Consider the following 20,852-nt stretch of genomic DNA (forward strand, 5'->3'; position numbering starts at 1 on the left):
GTCGGACCCCGGGCATATCCTGATCCGGAGTTGCCATCGGCTGACGAAGGGGTCCGAAGGTGCCGTCGATGCTCGATGCGGTCGTAGTGGGTGCGGGGCCGAACGGGCTGACCGCTGCCGTGGAGCTGGCCCGCCGGGGTTTCTCGGTCGCCGTCTTCGAAGCCCAGGGCGCGGTGGGCGGCGGGGCGCGCACCGAGGAGCTGACGCTGCCCGGCTTCCGGCACGACCCGTGCTCCGCCGCGCACCCGCTCGGCATCAATTCGCCCGCCTTCCGCGACCTCCCCCTGGAGCGGTACGGACTGGAGTGGCTGCACCCCGCGCTGCCCATGGCGCACCCCTTCCTCGACGGCTCCGCCGCGGTGCTGTCCCGGTCGGTCGGCGAGACCGCCGCCTCCTTCGGGGCGCGCGACGCGGGCACGTACCGCAGGCTGGTCGAGCGCTTCCTGCCCCGGTGGGACACCCTGGCCCGGGACTTCATGTCCCTGCCGCTGACCGCGCTGCCCCGCGACCCGGTCACCCTCGCCCGGTTCGGCCTGGTCGGGCTGCCCCCGTCGACGTGGCTGATGCGCCGCTTCCGCGACGAGCAGGCCAAGACCCTCTTCGCGGGCCTCGTCGCGCACGTCATGGCCCCGCTCGGCGGCTTCGCCACCGGCGCCATCGGCCTGGTCTTCGCCCTCGCCGCGCACGCCCGCGGCTGGCCCGTGGCCCGCGGCGGCTCCCAGGCCATCTCCGACGCCCTGGCCGGCCACCTCGAGGACCTCGGCGGCACCATCCACACCGACTACGTGGTCAAGCGCCTCGACGACCTGCCGCCCGCCCGCGCGTACGTCTTCGACACCTCGCCCACCGCCCTCGCCCGCATCGCCGGCCTCGGCAACCACTACGCCGGCTACCGGTACGGCCCCGGCGTCTTCAAGATCGACTACGCGCTGGACGGGCCCGTGCCGTGGACCGCCGAGGCACCGCGCCGCGCGGGCACCGTGCAGATCGGTGCCGACAGCGCGGAGATCGGCGCCGCGCTGAACGCGGCCTCCCGCGCCGGCCGCGCGCCCGACGCGCCGTTCCTCATCACCGTGCAGCCCAGCGTCGCCGACCCCACCCGCGCCCCGGCCGGCAAGCACGTCTTCTGGGCGTACGGCCACGTCCCCAACGGCTGGACCGGCGACCTCACCGACGCCATAGAACGCCAACTGGAGCGCTTCGCCCCCGGCTTCCGCGACCGCGTCCTCGCCCGCGCCACCGCCGGCCCACCCGAACTGGCCGCCCGCAACGCCAACTACGTCGGCGGCGATATCGCCTCCGGCGCGGTCTCCGGCCTCCAGCTCCTGCTCCGCCCCAAGCTGTCCCTGTTCCCGTACGCCACCCCGCACCCGGCCGTCTTCATCTGCTCGTCGGCCACCCCGCCCGGCCCGGGTGTGCACGGCATGTCGGGACACAACGCGGCCAAGGCCGTGTGGCGCAGGCTGCGCCAGACGTGACGGCGCGCGGGAATCGCCGACGACCGGGAAGGGGTACCCCATGACCACCATCACGCTCGTCCAGGGCGACATCACCCGCGAGAGCGCCGACGCGATCGTCAACGCGGCCAACTCCTCCCTGCTCGGCGGAGGCGGCGTCGACGGCGCCATCCACCGGCGCGGCGGCCCCGCGATCCTCGCGGAGTGCCGAAGCCTGCGCGCCGGTCACCTCGGCAAGGGCCTCCCCACCGGCCGCGCGGTCGCCACCACCGCCGGCGACCTGGACGCGCGCTGGGTCATCCACACGGTCGGCCCGGTGTACAGCACCACCGAGGACCGCTCCGACCTCCTCGCCTCCTGCTACCGCGAGTCCCTCCACCTCGCCGACGAACTGGGCGCCCGCACGGTCGCCTTCCCGGCCATCTCCACGGGCGTCTACCGCTGGCCGCTGGACGACGCGGCCCGCATCGCCGTGGAGACGGTGCGGGGAGCCGAAACGGCCGTTGAGGAGGTCAGGTTCGTCCTCTTCGACGACCGGGCCTACGAGGCGTTCGCTGCGTATGCCGGCTGACCGCCGGGGCGCTGGATCGTGCCACACCCCCGGGCCCGCAACCGCACCAGCCGCTGCGCAGCACTCGGCCCCGCCGGGCCGAAGCCCGGCGGGGCCGAGAGGAGCCTGCCCCCGAATGACCGACAACGTCATGTCGCGATCCCCGGGGGAGGGCTCATGTCATGCGGTCGCAGCCTTTACCGCGCCGAGTACCCGAAGTAGTTGCCGTTGGCCGGGAGTCCGCCCTTGCCCGGCTGGTACGTGGTCGCGGGCATGCTCGTACCGCCCGATACGGCGTTCGGGAACGGCAGGACGTGCAGGGCTCCGGTGGCGGCGGGCCCGTAGGGCATACCGGCGTAGAGGTTCCGCGGGGTGAAGTGGATGCTCGTGCCCAGCTTGTTGCCCTCACCCGGGGATCCGGGGATGCCGTCGCCGTCGCCGGCCTCGATCCACAGGTCGTTGGCGCCTGCCGAACCCATCAGCGAGAAGGTGTGGATGGCACCGGCGTCGGTGACGCCCGCGAGATCCTCACCCGGGGTGCCCACGGCGATCTTCAGGGTGGCGGCCGAACCGACTTCCCGGGGCGCGGTGTTGACCGCGCTGAGGGACGAGCCCGTGTAGTCACCGGCCTCGATCGTGCCGGAGCGGTCGTCGGTCCCGGAGCCCTGGTTGAGCGCGTGCATGTAGTCCCAGGTGCCGTTGGCCTTGAGGTGCACGAGGATGACGTTGCCCGCGCCGGCCTGCTGCGCGGCCCCGGTCTCGGCGGCCAGGGCCTCGCCGGGCGTGCCGACTGCCAGGATCGAGTCGGTGGCCGTGGCCGCACCGGACGGGCGGTAGGCGACCATCGCGAGGGCCTGACCGAACTTGTCACCGGCCTCGGCGCCGGCGTTGATCTTCTCGTTGTCCTGGTCCAGGCCCGCGACCACGGAGGGCCGTCCGTCGGCGTTCAGCTTGTGGCTGAGCACGGCCAGGTTGCCGGCGTTCGCGTCGCCGCCGATGTCGTCACCGGGAGCACCGATGGCGATGAAGTTGGCATCGCCGGTGACGGACGTGCCGAAGGCGTCGTTGGCCTCGGCCGCGCCGGGGACGTCCGCGGTGTCCTGGTTGATGCTGACGTTGGTGTCGCCGTGCACGTAGAAGGCACCACCCGCCTTGGCGAGCGAACCGAGCGCCTCGCCCGGCGCGCCGATCAGGATCCACGGCTTGCCTTCGGCGGTGGTTCCCGCATCGAGGGCGGCACCCATCCGGTCGCCGGTCTCGGGCGCGGCGGCGCCGATGGAGCCGTTGCCGGAGCCCTGTTCGAAGTGGCGGGCGGCCGGGCCGCTGCCGAGGCCGTTCTTGCCCCCGAACAGGATGTCGACGAAGCCGGCGTCGACACCGCTGCCGACGTTCTCCTCGGACGCGGAGACGACGAGGTCGGTGTAGCCGTCCTCGTTGTAGTCGACGGTCGCGAGGTGGTTGCCGAAGTGGTCCCCGGCCTCGGCGCCGCCGGGCACCCAGTCGAGGTCCTGGGTGATCTCGGCGTTGCCCTTGCCGCCGCCGTGGACGACGCGGACGAGACCCGCGGTGGTCTCCCCGCCGACCGTGGCCATCGGGTCGCCGACGGCGATGTCCTCGATGGCGTCGCCGTTGAAGTCGACGATGCGGGTGGCACCGGCCTTCGCGTTGATCCAGGAGGCGAGGTCGTCGACGCGCGCGATGACGCCCGCGGTGGAGGTCTGGGTCTCGTCGACGCCGAGGCAGCCGCCCTGGAAGGACTGGCTGTTGAGGCCGACGAGCTTGCCGCCGGAGATGACCGGGCCGCCGGTGTCGCCCATGCAGGCGGCCGCGCCGTTCTTGCCGGTGACGCCCGCGGAGGTGGCCGCGGTGGAGTCGACGGTGTAGGTGCCGGTGTGCAGCTCGAGCGGTGCCCAAACGGTCTTCGTACGGCCGTAACCGGCGAAGGTCAGCTCCGCACCGGCCGCGGGCGCGGCGGTGGCGAGCTGGGCCGGGGTCACGTTGGTGACGGGCCGGTTGAGGCGGGCCAGGACCACGTCGCGGTCCGTGCGCGGCACGATCTCGACGACGCGGCGCTCGGCGCCCTGCGTGCCGGAGAGGTCGGAGCGGCCGATGACGGCGGTGGTCGACTTGGCGGGGGCGCCGGCCGGGACGGCGAGCGAGGCGGCCGGGTTCTCGGCGAAGCAGCTGGCCGCGGTGAGCAGCCACTCGGCGTCGACGAGGACGGCGGAGCAGCCGCGGTCGTGGGCGCCGATGGTGATCTGTGCGGCGTAGGCGTAGGTGGTGTCCGAGTCGGCGACCGGTGTGCCACCGGTGATGGCGACGGCAGGTGCCGTGCTCAGCGCGAGCGACCCGGCGGCCAGGACCACGCCGAGCGCGGTCAGCCGGGGACGTCTGATGGAAGACATACGAGTGGTTTCCTCAATCACAGGGCGACGTCGGTTAGTTGGTGACACGGATCTCGACCAGGACGTGGTCCCTGCCGTCGACGGACTCGCCGACGCCCTTCCACGTGTCCGCGGGGATGTCGTACTCGACCTGGTCGTCCTCGGCGGTCATCTCCAGGTGGGTGTTGGTGGAGTCATCCGTCTTCACCCCGTGCACCGCGGGCAGTTCGAGGGTGAGCCAGCCCTCGTCGGCGGTGACCTTGAAGCAGACGTCCTCGTGGTCGCGCGCGAGGAACTGCAGGAGGTTGTCCCCGCTGGCGCAGTCGGCGAGCACGATGTGGCCATCGCCGCGCTTGAGGAGGATGTTCTGCTCCGCCAGGATCTTGTCGGCGTTCGGGTAGTTGTAGTCCTCGACGACGTAGCCGGGCGCGGCCTCGGCGACGGTCTCGGTGGAGGACCCGGCGGCGGCACCAGCGCCGCCCTGGGCGAGCACGGCCCATGCCAGGGCGCCGGCGGTGGCCGCGGCACCCAGAACGCGCACGAATGCGCTGCGTGTCTTCATCACAGTCCTTGAAACTCGACTTTCTTGGGGTTGAAGTCCCTTATCGGAGCGGGCGTTTGGTGAGCCCGTCCCATTCCTAAGGGTTGTAGTGATCGTCATAACGACTTCGTAAAGGCGCGCAATGCGGTCCGACCAGAGGCGTCCGTGAAGAAGGGGGGTAAGGGCGCGAAGGAAAACTCCGCGACCTCACCGCCCTGCGCCGTCAGGCCGCTCAGCTCGCCTTGTCGAGCTTCTGGGTGATCGGCCCATCAGGGTCGTACCGGAAGTACACCGTGTCCTGGTCCTCCGTGTAGAGCTGGATCCCGCCCGTCTTGCCGAGCTCGCCGTCCTCGACGAGCAGGTACACGAAATCGCTCGAAGTGTCGCGCTTCACGTAGTCCCAGTTGCCGCTGAAGTCGACCGGGCCATAGCCCTCGCGCGTCGTCACGTCCGTGGCCGAGAACGTTCCGCCGGCCCCGAGCTCGATCTGCGCGCCCTCGGCATTGCGGTACACACCGGGCAGCTTCTCCGGGTCGACCGCCTCCGAGCACCCCGAGACGAGCAGTGCGGAAGCGGAAGCGGCCAGGGCGGCGAAGAGCCACTGCTTTCCGGTCCTCCCGCGGATCACGGGCCCAGCGTGACGTTGAACTCGATCACCTGAGTCGTGCGCGACCCCGGCCCGTCGTCACCGATGACCTTGTCCAGGAACGCGCCCACGTTGTCGCTCCACCAGTCCGTGTACCCGATGACCGGCGGGTGCGTCGCCGACTCGATGTCCGATTCGTTGTACATGGTGTAGCGCCATACGACCGACCCGTCCGAGTTCTTCCGGATAGGAGTCATACGTACCTGGTGCGAGCCCAGGTACGTGTACGCGAGGTTGCCGGTGTGCCCGGCCGTGGTGAGCGTCCCGAGGTCCCTGAGGTACTTGCCGACGCCCTCCCAGGTACTGAGTGAGTAGTCGTTCATGTAGGTGTGGCCCAGCTCGTAATCCCCGCTCCGCTGCATTTCGAGGAAGAAGTCGAGCACCGCCTGGGTTTCCGAGTGCTCGCGGTAGGTCTTGGTGAAGGGGTCGTCCGGGCCGAAGCACAGCGACCGGGGGCCGTCGCCGCTGAGCCAGCTCCACCCCAGCTCCCACGGGTTGGTGTTGTTCCGGTGCGTGATCGGGTCGCCGAACGGCGTCAGGCAGCTCTCGGCGCCCTCCGGCAGGCCGTTTTCGTCGTTGATCGGCACCTTCGAGTTGTCGATCGCGTTCTGGTACGCCTGCCGGATCGCGGCCTGGATGACCAGGATCTTCGCCTCGGTCGCGGCGACGGCCGCCTCGGTGGCGCTCTTGCCCGCCGCGAGCTTCGAGGCCCGCGCGGACGCCGCCGAGGCCTGCGCGTCCGCGGCGTAGGACGCGGCGACCACGCCGGAACGCGCGGCCCGGCCCGCGGCGTTCCGCGCCACTCTGCTCGCCTCACGGGCCACCGCGGCGGCGTTGGCCGCGGTCCGCGCGGACTGCGCGGCGGCGGCCGCGGAGGCTTCGGCGGCCGTCGCGTTCTGCCGGGCCTCCTCGGCGGAGACCTTGGCGTCGGCCGCCCACCCCTTGGCCTTGTTGGCCCAGTCGGTCGCCTTCTCCGCCTCCGAGCGGGCGAGGGCGGCCGCCTCGGAGGCCCGCGCCGCGTCCTCGAGGGCGTCCTGCGCGATCTTGGCCGCTTGCGCGATCGCCGCACGGATCGCGCTGATGTGCGTGGCGTGGTCGTGGTCGATCCGCGCGAACTCGTGCTGCGTGGTGCCGACGAACTGGCGCAGCATGTGCGAATCGCCTTCGAGCGCGACCTTCGCCGCGGCCTGTACGTACGGGCCGCCGGTCGTCAGGAGCGTGGTGGCCGCCACCTGGTCGTCCTCGTGGACGGCCGCGGGGAGCTCCACGTGCAGGAAGTGGTGCAGCGCTTCGCCGGTGCCCTTCTCGAGCGCTGCCTCGGCCGCCCGCCGTACCGCCTTACCGGTGGAGTCGTCGGCGAGGAGCGTGGTCACCTCGACCTCGTTGTCGTCCCTGGCCGCCTCGACCGCACCGGTCTCCAGGAACGCCTTGATGGCGGCGGCGTCCTCGGTCTGCAGCGCCGACGCGGCCGCCGTGGCCACGTGCTGCGTGGAGATTGCGGCGATGGCCGCTGCGTTCTCCGCGTTGTCCTGCTGCAGGGTGAGGACCCGGTCGGCCTCGATCCACCGCAGTACGTCGTCATCCGAGCCCGCGAGGGCGAACTGGGCCGCCTCCCGGGTCCACGTACCCGGCCCGTCGAGCAGCTGGACGGCGGCCTGCCGCCCCTTGTCCACGGCCTCACCGGTCCGGCCTCCGGCGAGCGCCGCCTCCATCGCGGTGATCAGCGTGGCAAGTTCCTCGGAGAGGCGTGCTTCCTGGGTGCGCTCCTGGTTGGCGCGCGCCAGCTCGTCGCTCTCGGTGGCCGCCTGCTGCTTGGCGACCTCCATCGCTTCCGCGGCCTCCTCGTTCAGCCGCGCGATCTCGGCCTCACGGGCCTCCTGCTCGACCTCCCGCGCCTCGTTGACGGCGTCGTACGCCTTGTTCGCCGCTTCCACGGCGGCGTTCGCGGCGGCGGTGGAGCGGTTGGCGTAGTCCACGGCCTTGCCGGCGTGCCGGGCCGCTTCCTCGGCGGCGTCGGCCGCCTTCTCCGCGTGGTCGGCCGCGCTGTCGGCGGCGGCGGATGCGGAACGCGCGGCGGCAGCTGACCTGCTGGACAGAGCCGAGGCCCGGCTCGCGGCCGCCGTGGCCCGACCGGCGGCGGCCTCCGCGATGGCGGCCTGGCGCTGCGCTTCGGCGGCCTCGGACCGCGCGGCACCGGCGGACACGGCGGCGTCGGCCGAAGCGCGCGCGGCGGCGGCGGAGTTGACCGCGGCACCCGCGGCGGCGTTGCCCGCGGCCCTGGCCGCATCGGAGGCGAAGGCCGCGAGCTTGGCCTTCGCGGCCACGGTGCGCACCCAGTCGACCATGACCCGCGCGGCCTTCGCCGCCTGATTGGCGGCCTCCGCCATGTTCGCGTTCTTGGAGGCGCTGATCGCGGCGCGGTACGCACGCGATGCGGCGCGCCCCGCGGCGGCGGCTGCTGCCGCGGCGGCGTTCGCCGCGGCCACGGAACGCCGGGCCGCGGCCTGCGCGGTACGCGAGGCGGACACCGCGGTCGAGGCGGCGGCCGCGGCACCCTGGGCGGCCCGCGCCGCCTTGTTCGCGGCCTTGGCCGAGCGCTGCACGTCCTGCTCGGCGGCCTTCGCCTCCGCCTTCGCCTCCAGCGCGGCCGCCTTGGCCTTCTCGGCGGCCTTGACCGCCTGCTCGGACAGCTCGACCGCTTCGTCGGTCTTGCGCTCGGCGCGCCGCCCCTCCGACTCCACGATCTTGACCAGCTGCTGGATCTCCGCCGACTCCTCGTCCCGCGCCCGGGCGATGTACTGCCCCGTCGTCAGGAACCACTGGATCGCGCGCGGCGAGCCGTCGTTGAGCGCCCGCTCCGCGTACTCCCGCACCTGCGGCGAGGCGGTCACGAGGATGGAGGTCACCTGGACGCGCTGGTCCTCGTCGTGCGCGTCGTACTGCCCGCTGCTGAGGAAGTTCCGCAGCGCGAAGTCCGTACCGGTCGCGAGCGCCTCGGAGGACTCACGCTTCACGGCCCTGCCGCCATGGGCGTTGACCGTGGTCACGGCCACTTCGAGGTCCTCGTGCACCGCCGACGCGAAGCCGCCCTGCAGATAGGCGGCGACCGCGGCGTCCCCGTCGGACAGCGCCTGCCCGATCCCCGCACGCGTCGCCTTGCCCGCACTGACCAGGGCCTGGGTGAGCGTGAACCGGTTGTCCTCGGCCGTGGCCGCCGGCAGCTTCTCGCGGAGGAACGTGGCCACGTCCTCAGCGCTGCCCACGAGCGCCGCCGCCGCGGCCGTGCGCACCGCGCGGTTGCCGGTCCGGTACGCGTGCACGACCTTGCCCCGGTCGGTGTCGGGCAGCTGTGTAACGCCGTCGGCCCCCGCCGTGTCCGCCGCGTACGCGGCCTGGGACCCGAACAGCCCCAGGGGCACTGCGGTACCTGCCGCGATCCCCCCGAAAATGGCCAGTGACTGGCGTCTGCTAAATACCCGTGGTGATGCTGACATCACGACTCCCCTTCACGTGACGAGGGGAAATCGCGCCGCCCCCCCTGCGGTCCAAGCGCTCTATCGAAGCCTGGGCTTGGGGGACTCGTCCAATGCAGAAAACGGTCGGAAATCGGGTAATCCTCGAGTGCCCGTCGTGATGTGTGTCACGACCCGAAAGGGTTGTAGCGATCTTGATAACGAATTGATGGAGACTGCGAATTCGCTTGATTCCACGTCCGGCTGCGGAGGCCGACTGTACGATGTCCGGAGTGTGGCGTTCGCTGCGCTCGCACCGGGGGGAGCGCGTGTTCATCAGGCGTACAGCTCGTGGCCCGGGGCGCCACGGCCGCCTGGGCGCCGGTTCGGTCACGACCCAGGACCCTGGCCCCGGGAGGCGCTATGGCCGACCAACCAGACACGCCGACAACGTTTCCTTACTTGAGCGAGCAAGAGATCCTTGTCTATCAACTCGCGCTGCGCAAAGGCGACCTGACGCGAAGACAGGTCTCGCAGGAGTTGGGACTGGCCGACGCGCACGTGGCTGGGATCGTCTCCGTCTTACTCGACCTGCACCTGCTGCGCCCCAAGGACGAGCCCCAGGCGGACGGTTCCGCCCGCGTGTTCCTCCCGGTCCCGCCGGCCGTGGCTGCGGCCAGCCGGGTGGCACCGGTCGAGGCGGAGCTGCGGCGTCGGCTGGCCGAGGCGGAACGGGCGCGGGCGCAGCTGTCGGTCCTGGAGGAGGTCTACGCCGCGGGCGGCCGGCGCTCGGAAACCAGCGGCTTCGACGAGATCCTCGACCTGCCGACGGTGCTCGACCTGATCGAGTGGCTGACCACGACCTGCCGTACAGAGGTGCTGACCGCGCAGCCGGGCGGCCCCCGCGCACCGCATCTGCTGGAGCAGGCGTTCGCGCGGGACCTCGCGATGATCCGCCGCGGGGTGCGCATGCGCACCCTCTACCAGCACACCGCGCGGCGGCACGCGCCGACGCAGGAGTATGTGCAGCGGGTCACCGCCGCCGGGGCCGAAGTCCGGACGCTCACCGAACTGTTCGGACGGATCCTGGTCTTCGACCGGGAGGTGGCGGTGCTGCCGCACCGGCTCAGCATCGATGGTGCGGTCGTGGTCCGCGAGCCGTCGCTGGTGCTGTATCTGTGCGGGGTGTTCGACCAGTCCTGGTCCTCCGCCGAGGCGTACACCCCGCTGCGGCAGTGGGACTACGTCCTCGACGACGTGAAGCACGCGGTGATCCGCCTGCTCGCGGAGGGCATGAAAGACGAGATGATCGCGCGGCGCCTGGGCATGTCGCTGCGCACATGCCGCAAGCACGTCGCCGAGCTGATGGAGGTACTGGGGGCGTCCAGCCGGTTCCAGGCGGGCTACCTCGCCCGTACAAGGCTCGACGTGACCGCGCCGATGGCGATGGCGCCCCCGTCCGCGGGTACGGAGCGGCCGGAGGCCGACCAAGGGTGAGGCGCGGCGGGGTGCCGACCGTGCGTGAGGCGCCGCCCGGACGGGCCGTGCGTGGGACGCTGTCACGTGGCCTTCCCGGTGAGCAGCGGCAGTTCCAGCAGCCGACGGTGCTGGTACCCACCGCCCCAGCGCAGCCGGCCCGACGGTACGGCGAGCCGCAGGTGCGGCAGCCGGCCGACCAGCGCATCCAGGGCCGCGACCAGGGACATCCTGGCCAAGGCCGATCCCAGGCAGTAGTGCGCGCCCAGCCCGAAGCTCAACTGGCGGGCCCGGGTCGGCCGGTCCAGTCGCAGCAGGTGCGGCTCCTTGTGGGCGCGGGGGTCGTGGTTGGCGGCGGACACCGACAGCAGTACCGCGCTCCTCGCCGGGATCACCGTCCCTCCGATCTCCACGTTGCACAGGGCGCGGCGGGTGGTCGCGAAGGGGCCGGGTGTGTCGACGCGCAGCAACTCGTCCAGTGCGCCGGGCAGCGACCCGGGGTCGGCGGCGAGCGAGGCCAGAGTGCCTTGCGGGGCGGTGACCAGCGTCAGCACGGCCATGCCGAGCGCCTGCACCGTACTGTCGTAACCGGCCAGCAGCAACATCGCGAGCAGGTCGAGGAGTTCGTCCCGGCTCACGGGCGGCCCGTCCGCTGTGCCGTCCGCAGCCCGCCAGGCCCCGACGATCTCCGCGAACACCCCGCCGGACCCCTCCGGCGGCCGATTCCGGTCGGCCGCGACGCGCACGCAGGCGTCCAGGGCGTCCAGGGCCGACTCCCGCTGCCGGTCGGTGCGGCCGCCCGAGTCGGCCAGGACGTCGAGTGCCCGGTGGACGCCGGGACGGTGGCCTTCCGCGACGCCCATGACCTCGGACAGCACGGCGAACGCGAAGGGGCGGGCGAAGTCCGTCAGCAGCTCCAGGCGCTCGGGGCGGCCGAGTCCGTCCAGCGTGTGCCGGGCCAAGGCGTCGACGCGGACCCGCAGCGGGGCCAGCCGTGCCGGGGCGAGCGCGGGCGCGGCCAGGCGCCGCAGACGTGTGTGGTCGGGAGGGTCGTAGTTCACCAGCGTCCGGTCCAGGGCGCGCCGACGCCGCCCGGACGGGCGCGGCACGCTGTGCAACGACAGCCGCTGATCGCGCAGTGCGGCGCGCACGTCCGCCTCCCGGGTCACCACCCACACGACGTGCCCCGACGGTGTGGTGGTACGGGTCACCGGACAGGCTTCCCGCATCCGCGACAGCACGGGTCCGGGGTCGGAGACGAAGGCGGCGCCCAGCGGTGAGTCGGTCGGCTCGAAGGACACGAAGGGCTCCTTGGACGTCAGGGTGCGGGTGTGTGGGTGCTGTGGCGACGAGAGCCGGGGCGCGGGCGGTTCAGGAGCGGCCGCCCGGTGCCAGGAGCAGGTCGCGTACGGCGTCGACCAGGACCAGGCCCACTGCCCGGCCCGCCGCGTCGAGCTCGGCGACTGCCTGCACTCCCGTAGCCTCCCGTGGGCGGGGCGGATGGCCGGGGACGCCTTCCGTCACCACGCGCAGGGCGCTGGCGGACTGGCGGGCGAAGAGCGAGAGCAGATCGAGTTCGGCCAGGTCGGAGCGGGCCTGCGGGGCTGGGTCCAGGACTTCCAGCACACCCAGGACGCCGGCGGAGTCCAGCAGCGGCGCGGCCATCAGGGCGGTGGGCACGAACCGGGTGGACTCGGCCAGGTCGCGGGCGAAGCTGCGGTCGTGCGTGAGGTCGTCCACGACGACGGGCTCGCCGGAGCTGACCACCCAGCCCGCGATGCCGCGTCCGGCGGGGAACCTGCGGCCGACGAGGAAGTCCTGTCCCTCACCGGAGACCGCCTGGAAGACCAGTTCACCGGCTTCCTCGTCGAACAGGAAGATCGAGCTGGCCGCCGCGCCGAAGATGGCCCGCGCGGTGTCCACGACGGACTGGAGCAGTTCGCGTGCCCGCGGGTCCAGCCGCTCTGGGGCCGCGTTGTCGGGGTGGCTCATGCTGCACCTCTGGAATCGACTCGTACGTTGGCTGCGGTGAGATAGAGGACGCTCTTGAGCTGGAACAGCGTCAGGTCCGGGTGCTTGGCGCGGACGCGCGCGCAGGTGCCGGCGATGTAGGGGGCGGCGAAGCTGTTGCCGGTGGTGCGGATCGTCCCGGCGTTCAGCCAGGCGACCGGGATGTTCTGGCCGGGGGCGAAGAACTCCACGGGCGGCTCGGGGTTGTAGAGGTGCAGGCCGGGTCCGGTCTCCTGGTGGCTGCCCACCGAGAACACCGAGGAGAACCGCCACGGGAAGCTCTCCACGGGGGCGTTGTGTGCGGACGCGACCAGCGCGGTGCCGCCGAAGTACGCCTCGTCGGCCAGCTCCCGCAGTTCCTGTGCGAACCGGGCGCGGGTGGTCGACAGGCTCAGGTTGACCACGTCGAATCCCTCCCGTACGGCCCAGCGCAGCCCGGCGAGCAGCACGTCGCCGGTTCCGGAGAAGCGCTCGCCCAGCACACGGAGGCTGTGCAGTTCGCAGTCGGGCGCGAGCCGCCGGATGATCCCGGCGCACGCGGTGCCGTGCCCGCAGGTGTCCCCGGTGTCGGTGGGCACGACGCGTGGCCCGTCTGCGTCGCTGGTGACCACCCAGGACCCGTCGACCGGCCCCACGTCCGGATGGTCGCGTTCGACGCCGCTGTCCACGACACACACCCGCACCCCTCTTCCGCCGGATCCGCCCCAGGCCCAGTCGGGGGTGACGCGTGGCCCGTCGGCAGCGAGCGCGATGTCCAGCGGGGTGCGCCCCCGCAGACTCCAGGTGAGCCCGGGCGGCTCCGGCCGGGGCCGGGCCGTCGGGGAAGGCGGCCCCTGGCCGCCCGGCGGCGCGGTGGGATCTGCGGTTGGCGGAGTCATGCTGTCATCTCTCCTGCGGGACGGGGGCCTCGTGCCGGCGACCGGACGTGCCCAGGAACTCTTCGGCGCGGCGCGCGCCCGGTCGATGGCCCTTGGCGGTGAACAGGGCGTGCGCCGTACCGGCGGCCCGGAGCGCTTCCGCACCCAGCCCCGACTCCGCGGCGCAGCAGGCCAGATCGAGGGCCGCGGTGGCCTGGAGCACCGGCGAGTCGGCGGCCTGGGCCTCGGTCACCGCCTGCCGGGCCAGCTCCAGGGCGCGGGCGGGATCGGTGTGTACGAGAGCGCGGGCGAGCAGCCCGTGCAGGTCGACGGCGTCCTCCAGGGGCAACGGGCCGGGACGGGCAGGCGGCAGCAGTCTCCGCGCGGCGGCAGGGCGCCCGGCGTCGAGCAGCGCCCTGGACTCGGCGCGCGCGAACTGGTCCGGCGTCCCCGCCGCTCCCAGGCGCGACGCGGCCTCACCCGCCTGCCGCAGCAGCTCGTACGCCGCGTGCGGGCGGCCGGTGAGCGACGCCACGGTGGCGCGGAAGAACGGAAGGAAGACGGCCGTCTCCGCGTACCCGCAGTCGCGTGCGCACTCCTCGGCCGTGTCCAGGCATGCCGTGGCCTGCTCGGGCCGGTCGTCGAGGGCCAGCAGCACAGCCAGGGGGCCGTTGAGGGTGACGCGTACGATGCGCCGGACGCCGTGGCGTGCGAGCAGCGCCCGGCAGCGTTCCACGGCCTCGGGCACCGGAGTGGGCCCGCCCCACAGGGAGATGCCGAGCGCGCCCAGCACGGCCGCGCGCTCCGGTTCGGCGTCGGCGCGCAGCGCGTGCTCGGCGGCGCGCAGCAGCAGCCGCTCGGCCTCGCCGTGGCGGCCGAGGGTCTGCCGTGCCTGGGCCATGCGCAGGCAGGCCCGGGCCTGGCCGAGTTCGTCCCCTGCGGCGACGAACTCTCCCATCAGCTCGTCGGCGACGCGTGCGGCGTGGAAGGGGTCCGTGTCCGTGCCGGCGTGCACGGCGCTCGCGAGCCGGGCGTGCGCGCGGATCAGGGTGGGGGACGCGCGGCCGGGGCCGGTGCGCGGGGTCGCCCGGACGGGCGGACAGGAGGAATGTGCCTGCGCCGTCTCCGGGGCCACGGTCGTGGCAGTCTCCGCTTCCGCGTCCCTGTACGCGTCGGTGTGCGTGACCGTCCTCGTGTCTGTGGCCGCGAGGATCTCCCCGAGCAGCGCACGGCCCTCGTCCAGCTCGCCCCCGGCCACCAGTACCTCGGCCAACTGCCAGAGCACATAAAGACGTTGCATGTCATGGGGGCGGGTCAGTGCCGCCGCGCGACGCAGGAGCGGTTCCGCCCAGCCGAGGTCGGCCCGGGCGAGTGCGAGCGCACCCGCAGCGGCCGTGTACGTGGCCGCCTGGACCCGCAGGTGCTCGGTGCGGTCGTTGGCCATGCCCAGTTCGGTGCGGTAGTGGTGGGCGTGTTCCAGGTGGGCGCCGATCTCGTGGTCCGGGGCGGCGGACGCGGCGAGCATGTCGGCGGTGCGTTCGTGACGGTCGGCTCTGGTCCGCTTGGCGGTGCGCTGGTACGAGACCTCCTGGACCAGGCCGTTGGCGAAGCGGTAACGGCTCGCAGAACGGTCCCGCCGCCCCACCTCCTCGACCATGCTGCGGCGGGTCAGGTCGCGCAGCGCGGTCGCGGTCGCGTTCCGCAGTTCACCGCCGGGCGCACCCTCGGGGCCGGAGTGGGCCAGCCCCGCGACCTGCTCGGCCTCGAACTCGCGGCCGAGGACCGCGGCGAGGGACAGGGCAGCGCGTTCGGCCGCACCCAGCGCGTCGATGCGGACGCCCAGCAACGCCTGGACCGTGGGCGGCAGGTCCTCGGCGCCGGCGGTGCCGGCGACCACGAGGAGCTGTTCCAGCAGCAGCGGGTTGCCCTCGGCGCGTTCGAGGACGCGGGCGGAGACCCGAGGACTTCCCGCGCCGGACGGCCCTGAGGGCGGATGTCCGGCCGGCGGCTGCCCGGTGGGCCGGCCTCCGGGCAGCCCACCCGCGGGGGTCCGTTCGACGTGCGCCGCGGCAAGGCGGGCGCATTCGGCCTCGGACAGCGGGGGGAGCGTCAGCCGGGCGTCTGCCCGGGTGCGGGCCGGGCCCGCGGCGGGGGCGCGGTCGGCCGGGTCCTCCGGTCGTCCGGCGCAGATCAGCAGCAGGGGAATGCCTGCCGTGAAGGCCGACAGCCGTTCCACGCAGGTGCGCAGGTCCGGCCGCGACCAGTGGAAGTCGTCCAGCACCAGCACCAGGGGCTGTTCGGCCGCCAGCTCCCGCAGCACGACCGCCAGCGCGGCGCAGGTGTCTTCGACGGACGGGACGGGGGTGCCGTCGTGCAGCATCCCGGCGCGCAGCAGGGCCAGCGCGTCCGCCAGGTCCGGCGCCACGGCCGCCTCGTCCGGGCCGGTGGCGGGGGTGCCGGCCGCGTCGAGGAGCGCGGTCACGGCCTCGGCCAGCGCTGTGAGACTACCGCTCTCGCCGTACGGGCGGCAGCGCCCGGTGCCCGCACGCGCCCGCCGGGCCGGTGTCCGGTCCAGCCACTCCCGCAGCAGCCGGGTCTTGCCCAGGCCCGCCTCGGCCCGCAGCGTAAGCAGCCGTACCGCACGCTCCCTGATCACATCGGCCAACGCATCGTCCAGCGCGGAGAGTTGATCGCTACGCCCCACGAAGGGCAGGTCGAACCTGCGCAACATGTCAGGGTCGTCGCCGTTCAGGGCGCGCAGCCGGAAGGCGCGTACGGCATCGGCCTTGCCGCGCAGTTCCAGTGGGCCCGCTTCGTCCACGACGGCCGCCGAGGCGACCGCGAGGCGGGTCTCCGGGCAGATGAGGATCTCACCGGGCGCCGCGTTCTGCTCCAGTCGGGCAGCCACGTTGGGGACTTCGCCCGACACGAGGACCTGCCTCGCGTCGGCGTCGGTGCCGACCACCGCCTCGCCGCTGCTCACGCCGATCCGCACGGCCAGGCGTACGCCGAGGGAGGCGTCGAGTTCCCGGTTGAGGCGCTCGACGGCACCCAACGCCTCCAGTGCGGCGGAGGCGGCGCGCAGCGCGTCGTTCTCGTGCAGCCGCGGAATGCCGAAGACGGCCATCACGGCGTCGCCGATGAACTTCTCGACGGTCCCGCCGTGTGCCTCGATAGGGATGCGCACGGCCTCGAAGTACCGGAGTACGACGGACCGCAGCGTCTCCGGGTCGAGGCGGCCGGACAAGGCGGTGGAGCCCACCAGATCGCAGAACAGCACGGTGACCGGTCGCCGCTCCTCTCCCTGCCGGGTGGAGGCGGCGGCCACGGGCTCGCCGCAGTGTGGGCAGAAGCGAGCGTTGCCCGGCAGCGTCCCGGAACACGAACGGCACTTCATGGGGCCTCCTTTCAGTCAGAACAGGGCGCCGCCGGCCAGGCTGGTGTGCGCCTGGACCTCCGGTTCGACCTCGTCGAGCCGCGCCTTGAGGCCGAGCAGCAGTCCGACCTCCTCTTCCGACATCGAGCCGAGGACGTCTCGCTGCTCCTGGCTCAGCGCGGCCAACGGGAGGCCGGCCGCGGCGAGTCGGTCCAGGACGGGATTGCCGAAGTCATCCACGGTTACCTCCGGGGCGCGGTGCGGAAATCTCGGTGATCAGGTCGGTCAGGGCACCGATGGTGTGCAGTGCGCTCGCCCCTACGGCGGCGGTCTCCGCGCCGCTCAGCGGGAGGCTGTCCAGCAGGGCGTCGAGCTCACCGGCATGGCCGGGGTCCAGGGTGGCGTGGGCGCGTACGGTGCGGAACGCGGAGGCGGGCAGACCAGTCAGCGCCGCGAGCCGGTCGGCCAGCCCGGCGGCCGGGGCGCGGCCCTCGAGCACGGCCATGTACCCGAGCAGGGACACCGGATGGCAGTGCTCGATCCAGTAGTACTGCGCGCCCACCAGACGCGCCGCCGCCGCGCCGGCCCACGGCGCCGGAACCGGGCCGCGGCTGCCGTGCAGCACGGACAGGTCCTCCAGCAGCCACTGGTCGTGGTCCTGTTCCTCCGTGATGTGCCGCGCGAAGTAGGCGGCGAGGGGCGTGGAGAGCGCGTCGGCGCCCCCGCGTTCGGCGCAGCGCGCCCCCGCCAGCTCCATCAGGGGGACCGAGGCGCGGATCACCTGGTGCATCGCCGCCAGGTAGCGGGCATACCGCGGGAGCAGGTCGCCGTCGTCGTGCCACAGGCCTGCGAGGGAGGTGCTCAACACCTGGCCGGTCAGGCGGATCTTGAGGTTCAGAGCCTGGCTGTGAGGCAACGGTGTCCGCGAGGGTGACGGCGCGGTCCGGCTGCGGCCGGCGGTCATCGGGAGCCGCCCGGCGAGACCAGCCCCGCGTAGCGCGCGCAGCCGAAACGTCGCACGAGCGCGACCGGGCCGGAACGGGTCTGGGTCCGTGCGGCGTACGCGTCGAGCAGTTCCCCGGCCGGCCCTGCCCCGTAGCCGCGCACGGCCTCGTGCAGTGCGCGGTCCCGGGGGAGTGCGACACAGGTCGCGCAGTATCCGTCCGCGCCGCACACACCGGCCCCGGACGCCCCGGCCCCGGACGCCCCGGCCTCGGACGCTCCGGGCCCGAAGCGGCTCCGCAGGTGCAGCGGTCCGAGCGACCGGATCAGCCGCAACTCGGGGGATTCCAGTGCACGCCGGCGCAGCGTCGGCCAGTCGTCCTGGGCGATGTGTCCGAGCAGGAGGTGCTCCGGCACTGGCCGCAGATCCACGGCGTCCTGGTTCCCACAGGCGAGCACCGCACCGTCGGGCGCGACGACCGGCCAGGCGGCCATCGCGCAGGGGAGGACCCGCGCGGTGTCCGGCGGCGCCGCCGAGGGCGCGGTCGGGGTCCCGGCCCACGATGCCGCACGGCCCACCGCCCGTACCTCGTTCACGAGCATCGGAACCTGGTCGCCGAAGGCCAGCCGGACCTCCCGGGTGACCTCGGCCAGGTACGGATCGTCGTCACCGAGGCCCGTGACGTGCAGGCTCACGGCCGTGCCGTCCTCCAGGAGCGCCGCCAGCACGCGCAGCACCTCGGCCCTCGGCACCTCGCGTTCGTGCTCACGGTCGATGCTCGCGGAGAAGTGGTCGACCGCGTGGACCGCACGCCGGATCGAGGCCGGCAAGCGGCCGCCGCGGGCGAAGAACATGCCGCTCAACAGGGCGGTGCGTACGCCGCGAGCCCTGGCTGCCTCGGCCAGCTCGGTCACCAGCCGGGGGCGCAGCAGCGGCTCCCCGCCGGTGAGCATCAGCAGCTCCGGGCGGTCCGCGGGGCCGAAGGACTCGACCAACCGCAGCAGTGCCGCGCCGTCCGTGTGCGCGCCCGCCATGGTGGACGAGGTCGAGCAGTGGGCGCAGCGCAGCGGACAGCGCTGCGTGACCATCAGCAGTACGCCGGCGCAGGGCACTGGCCGCAGTCCGACCAGTTCGGCTAGCTCCACCGCGGTCTCCTTCCGGCTGACGGGGCGTCCGAGTCGGGGCATCCGTTTGTGGACGCCCGCACAGCACCGTCCCGGGGTCCGGTTCCGCACCGGTTGGCGACCGCACTCGTGTCGGTATACCCGCAGCTCAGGGGAGAGGAAGAGGCCTGCGAAGCACCCGGGTTGCCGGACCGCGCGCCTGGTCGGCGCTCGCATACGTCCGCCTGCGGGACCGCCGGGCTGGGGCTATACCGGCACCGAATCACGGGGCAACCGTGAGCGAACCGGAGGCGCCGAACGTGGTCGCCGTACTCCCCACGAGCCGCATCCGGCGACCGGGACAGGCCGTGTGAGCGGCGGTCCCGGGCGTCGGATGCCGGCCCGAGAGCCTCATTCCTCCGTACAGATCTGGAGACCACGATGGCCGAGAACAACAAGCCCGCCCCCGACGAGCAGTCCGAGCCCGAGTCCGAGGTCACCGCGCACTCCGCCGGTGAGGACACGCCGTGGTGCGCTGTCAACACCGGCACGGCGGTGGACGAGCCGGAGGTCAAGGCGCATTCCGCGGGTGAGGACACGCCGTGGTGCGGCGTCAACACCGGCACGGCGGTGGACGAGCCGGAGGTCAAGGCGCATTCGGCGGGTGAGGACACGCCGTGGTGCGGCGTCAACACCGGCACCTCCGTCGACGAGCCCGAGGCCTGACCGACCCCCCCCCCCGTAGAACACCGCCGGGCCCAGGGGCAGGGCGTACGCCCTTACGCCCCTGGGCCGGTGGCCACAGGCCCGTCCCGTTCCGTTCCGTTCCGTTCGACAGGAGGCACCGTGCTCCGGATGCTCAGACCGCAACCCGTCGCGGACGCGCCCTCGCGCCTGCTCCCCGCCCACGATGGCTGGTGGTTCGTCAGCGAGAACGGCTACGCCAGGCTGCGCCCCACGCAGGTGGATCCGGAAGGTGTGCCGGAACCGGCCGTCATGGACCGGCTGCGCGCCCAAGGACTGCTGCGGAAGCGCGAGCCGGGCTCGTACTCGCTGACCGTGCTCACCAGTACCGACTGCAACCTCGGCTGCGGCTACTGCTTCCAGAACACCGCGCAGGACCCGCGCGGGGGCTCGCGGCCGCCGCGTATCGCGCATGCCCGGCTCACCTCTGACACGATCACCCGCGTACTGGACTTCACACGACAGAGGATGCGGGCGGGCGGGTTCGACACGCTGGCTCTCATGCTGTTCGGTGGCGAGCCCCTGCTCAATCTTCGTGGAGCCGTCGAACTGCTGCAACGCGCAGCCGAGTTGGGCGAGCTCAATGTGTCGATGACGTCCAACGGCACACTGATGACACCACTTGTCGTCAAGAGCCTGTACGCGGCAGGGCTGAGATCCGTCCAGCTCACCCTCGACGGTGACAGGCGCGAACACGACGCCATCCGCGTCACCCGCGCCGGTGGGGCCACCTTCGACCGCATCGTGGAGAACGCGGCCCGCGCGATGGGCACCGTACCGCTCCGCTGGCACCTGCGGGTCAACGTCTCGCACCACAACAGGCACGGCATGGACGCCTTGGTGGAACGGCTCGCGGAGCGTCTGGACCCGTCTCTGTGCGGCATCCAGTTCGCCCTGATCGGCGACGTCGGCGTCGGCTACGGCAACGACCTGGACTACGGTGGCGCGCTCGCCGCCGACTTCACACGCTGGCACCGGCTGGCGCTGGACCGCGGGTTCTCGCTGACCCGCCCCCGTTCCGGCAAGGGCTGCCAGGCGTGCGACCACCCCGACGGCCTGTACGGCGCGGTGGTCAGCGCGGACGGCTCCCTGTCCAGTTGCTGGGAGACCGCGGGCCGGCCCGATTGGACGGTGGGCGCGATCGACGAGGGCTACCTGCCGGCGGAGCAGACCGAGGGCCGCTGGATCACCTGCACCGACCAGTATCAGCACGGTGAGAACGCGGCGGCGCTGGCCGCCTTCCAGGACGAGGTGGACGCGGCCCTGCTCGACCTGCTGGACGGGGCGGGCCGACTCGGCCCCGCGAGCTGACC

General features: G+C 72.9%; 16 protein-coding genes. 5 read left to right on the forward strand and 11 right to left on the reverse strand.

Annotated elements, in window-relative coordinates:
• The first annotated feature begins 68 nt into the window (after positions 1–68).
• Together ACFC1X_RS01595 and ACFC1X_RS01600 are read left to right on the forward strand one after the other, a co-directional pair.
• On the forward strand, positions 69–1,478 hold the full coding sequence (locus ACFC1X_RS01595; RefSeq protein WP_376347777.1) for a phytoene desaturase family protein: 1,410 nt from the start codon (positions 69–71) through the stop codon (positions 1,476–1,478).
• 40 nt (positions 1,479–1,518) lie between these two features.
• Positions 1,519–2,028, forward strand: coding sequence for an O-acetyl-ADP-ribose deacetylase (locus ACFC1X_RS01600; RefSeq protein ID WP_376347778.1), 510 nt, complete (start codon positions 1,519–1,521; stop codon positions 2,026–2,028).
• Positions 2,029–2,204: 176 nt separating this feature from the next.
• Here ACFC1X_RS01600 and ACFC1X_RS01605 read toward each other — a convergent pair whose 3' ends face one another.
• The 4 genes from ACFC1X_RS01605 to ACFC1X_RS01620 form a co-directional block, all read right to left on the reverse strand.
• Complete coding sequence (locus tag ACFC1X_RS01605; RefSeq protein WP_376347780.1) at positions 2,205–4,412, reverse strand: trypsin-like serine protease; 2,208 nt, start codon at positions 4,410–4,412, stop codon at positions 2,205–2,207.
• Between the two features lie 34 nt (positions 4,413–4,446).
• The gene (locus tag ACFC1X_RS01610) at positions 4,447–4,953 is read right to left on the reverse strand and encodes a hypothetical protein (protein WP_376347782.1); all 507 of its coding nucleotides are present in this window, start codon (positions 4,951–4,953) and stop codon (positions 4,447–4,449) included.
• 211 nt (positions 4,954–5,164) lie between these two features.
• Positions 5,165–5,560, reverse strand: coding sequence for a hypothetical protein (locus ACFC1X_RS01615; RefSeq protein ID WP_376347784.1), 396 nt, complete (start codon positions 5,558–5,560; stop codon positions 5,165–5,167).
• Entirely contained in the window at positions 5,557–8,997 is a 3,441-nt protein-coding gene (locus tag ACFC1X_RS01620; RefSeq protein ID WP_376347786.1) for an ALF repeat-containing protein, read from the reverse strand. Before ACFC1X_RS01620 ends, ACFC1X_RS01615 begins: the two co-directional genes overlap by 4 nt.
• 495 nt (positions 8,998–9,492) lie before the next feature.
• On the opposite strand from ACFC1X_RS01620, the gene ACFC1X_RS01625 reads away from it, so the two are divergent.
• A complete protein-coding gene (locus ACFC1X_RS01625; protein ID WP_376347788.1) occupies positions 9,493–10,527 on the forward strand; it encodes a LuxR C-terminal-related transcriptional regulator in 1,035 nt (344 codons plus the stop codon).
• Positions 10,528–10,589: 62 nt separating this feature from the next.
• Here ACFC1X_RS01625 and ACFC1X_RS01630 read toward each other — a convergent pair whose 3' ends face one another.
• The 7 genes from ACFC1X_RS01630 to ACFC1X_RS01660 all read right to left on the reverse strand — a co-directional run bounded on the left by ACFC1X_RS01630 (position 10,590) and on the right by ACFC1X_RS01660 (position 18,837).
• Positions 10,590–11,807, reverse strand: a complete 1,218-nt coding sequence (locus ACFC1X_RS01630) for a cytochrome P450 (protein WP_376347789.1) — start codon at positions 11,805–11,807, stop codon at positions 10,590–10,592.
• 70 nt (positions 11,808–11,877) lie between these two features.
• Complete coding sequence (locus ACFC1X_RS01635; protein ID WP_376347791.1) at positions 11,878–12,498, reverse strand: GAF domain-containing protein; 621 nt, start codon at positions 12,496–12,498, stop codon at positions 11,878–11,880.
• Complete coding sequence (locus ACFC1X_RS01640) at positions 12,495–13,394, reverse strand: S8 family serine peptidase (protein ID WP_376347792.1); 900 nt, start codon at positions 13,392–13,394, stop codon at positions 12,495–12,497. Before ACFC1X_RS01640 ends, ACFC1X_RS01635 begins: the two co-directional genes overlap by 4 nt.
• 4 nt (positions 13,395–13,398) lie before the next feature.
• Complete coding sequence (locus ACFC1X_RS01645; RefSeq protein WP_376347794.1) at positions 13,399–16,770, reverse strand: adenylate/guanylate cyclase domain-containing protein; 3,372 nt, start codon at positions 16,768–16,770, stop codon at positions 13,399–13,401.
• A 15-nt stretch (positions 16,771–16,785) separates the two neighbouring features.
• The gene (locus tag ACFC1X_RS01650; protein ID WP_376347796.1) at positions 16,786–16,989 is read right to left on the reverse strand and encodes an aroma-sacti cluster domain-containing protein; all 204 of its coding nucleotides are present in this window, start codon (positions 16,987–16,989) and stop codon (positions 16,786–16,788) included.
• Positions 16,982–17,713 carry an iron-containing redox enzyme family protein gene (locus tag ACFC1X_RS01655; RefSeq protein WP_376347798.1) on the reverse strand — a complete coding sequence of 244 codons (732 nt, stop codon included), beginning with the start codon at positions 17,711–17,713 and terminating at the stop codon, positions 16,982–16,984. The genes ACFC1X_RS01650 and ACFC1X_RS01655 overlap by 8 nt, the downstream gene beginning before the upstream one ends.
• Positions 17,710–18,837: a radical SAM protein gene (locus tag ACFC1X_RS01660; RefSeq protein WP_376347800.1), complete on the reverse strand. Its 1,128-nt coding sequence runs from the start codon at positions 18,835–18,837 to the stop codon at positions 17,710–17,712. Before ACFC1X_RS01660 ends, ACFC1X_RS01655 begins: the two co-directional genes overlap by 4 nt.
• 399 nt (positions 18,838–19,236) lie before the next feature.
• Between ACFC1X_RS01660 and ACFC1X_RS01665 the strand changes: the two genes are divergently transcribed.
• Both ACFC1X_RS01665 and ACFC1X_RS01670 read left to right on the forward strand, forming a co-directional pair.
• Positions 19,237–19,521: a hypothetical protein gene (locus tag ACFC1X_RS01665; protein WP_376347801.1), complete on the forward strand. Its 285-nt coding sequence runs from the start codon at positions 19,237–19,239 to the stop codon at positions 19,519–19,521.
• A gap of 129 nt (positions 19,522–19,650) precedes the next feature.
• Positions 19,651–20,850, forward strand: coding sequence for a radical SAM protein (locus ACFC1X_RS01670; protein ID WP_376347802.1), 1,200 nt, complete (start codon positions 19,651–19,653; stop codon positions 20,848–20,850).
• Positions 20,851–20,852 lie beyond the last annotated feature (2 nt).

The organism is Streptomyces sp. NPDC056128 (genome assembly GCF_042263835.1).
GTDB lineage: Bacteria > Actinomycetota > Actinomycetes > Streptomycetales > Streptomycetaceae > Streptomyces.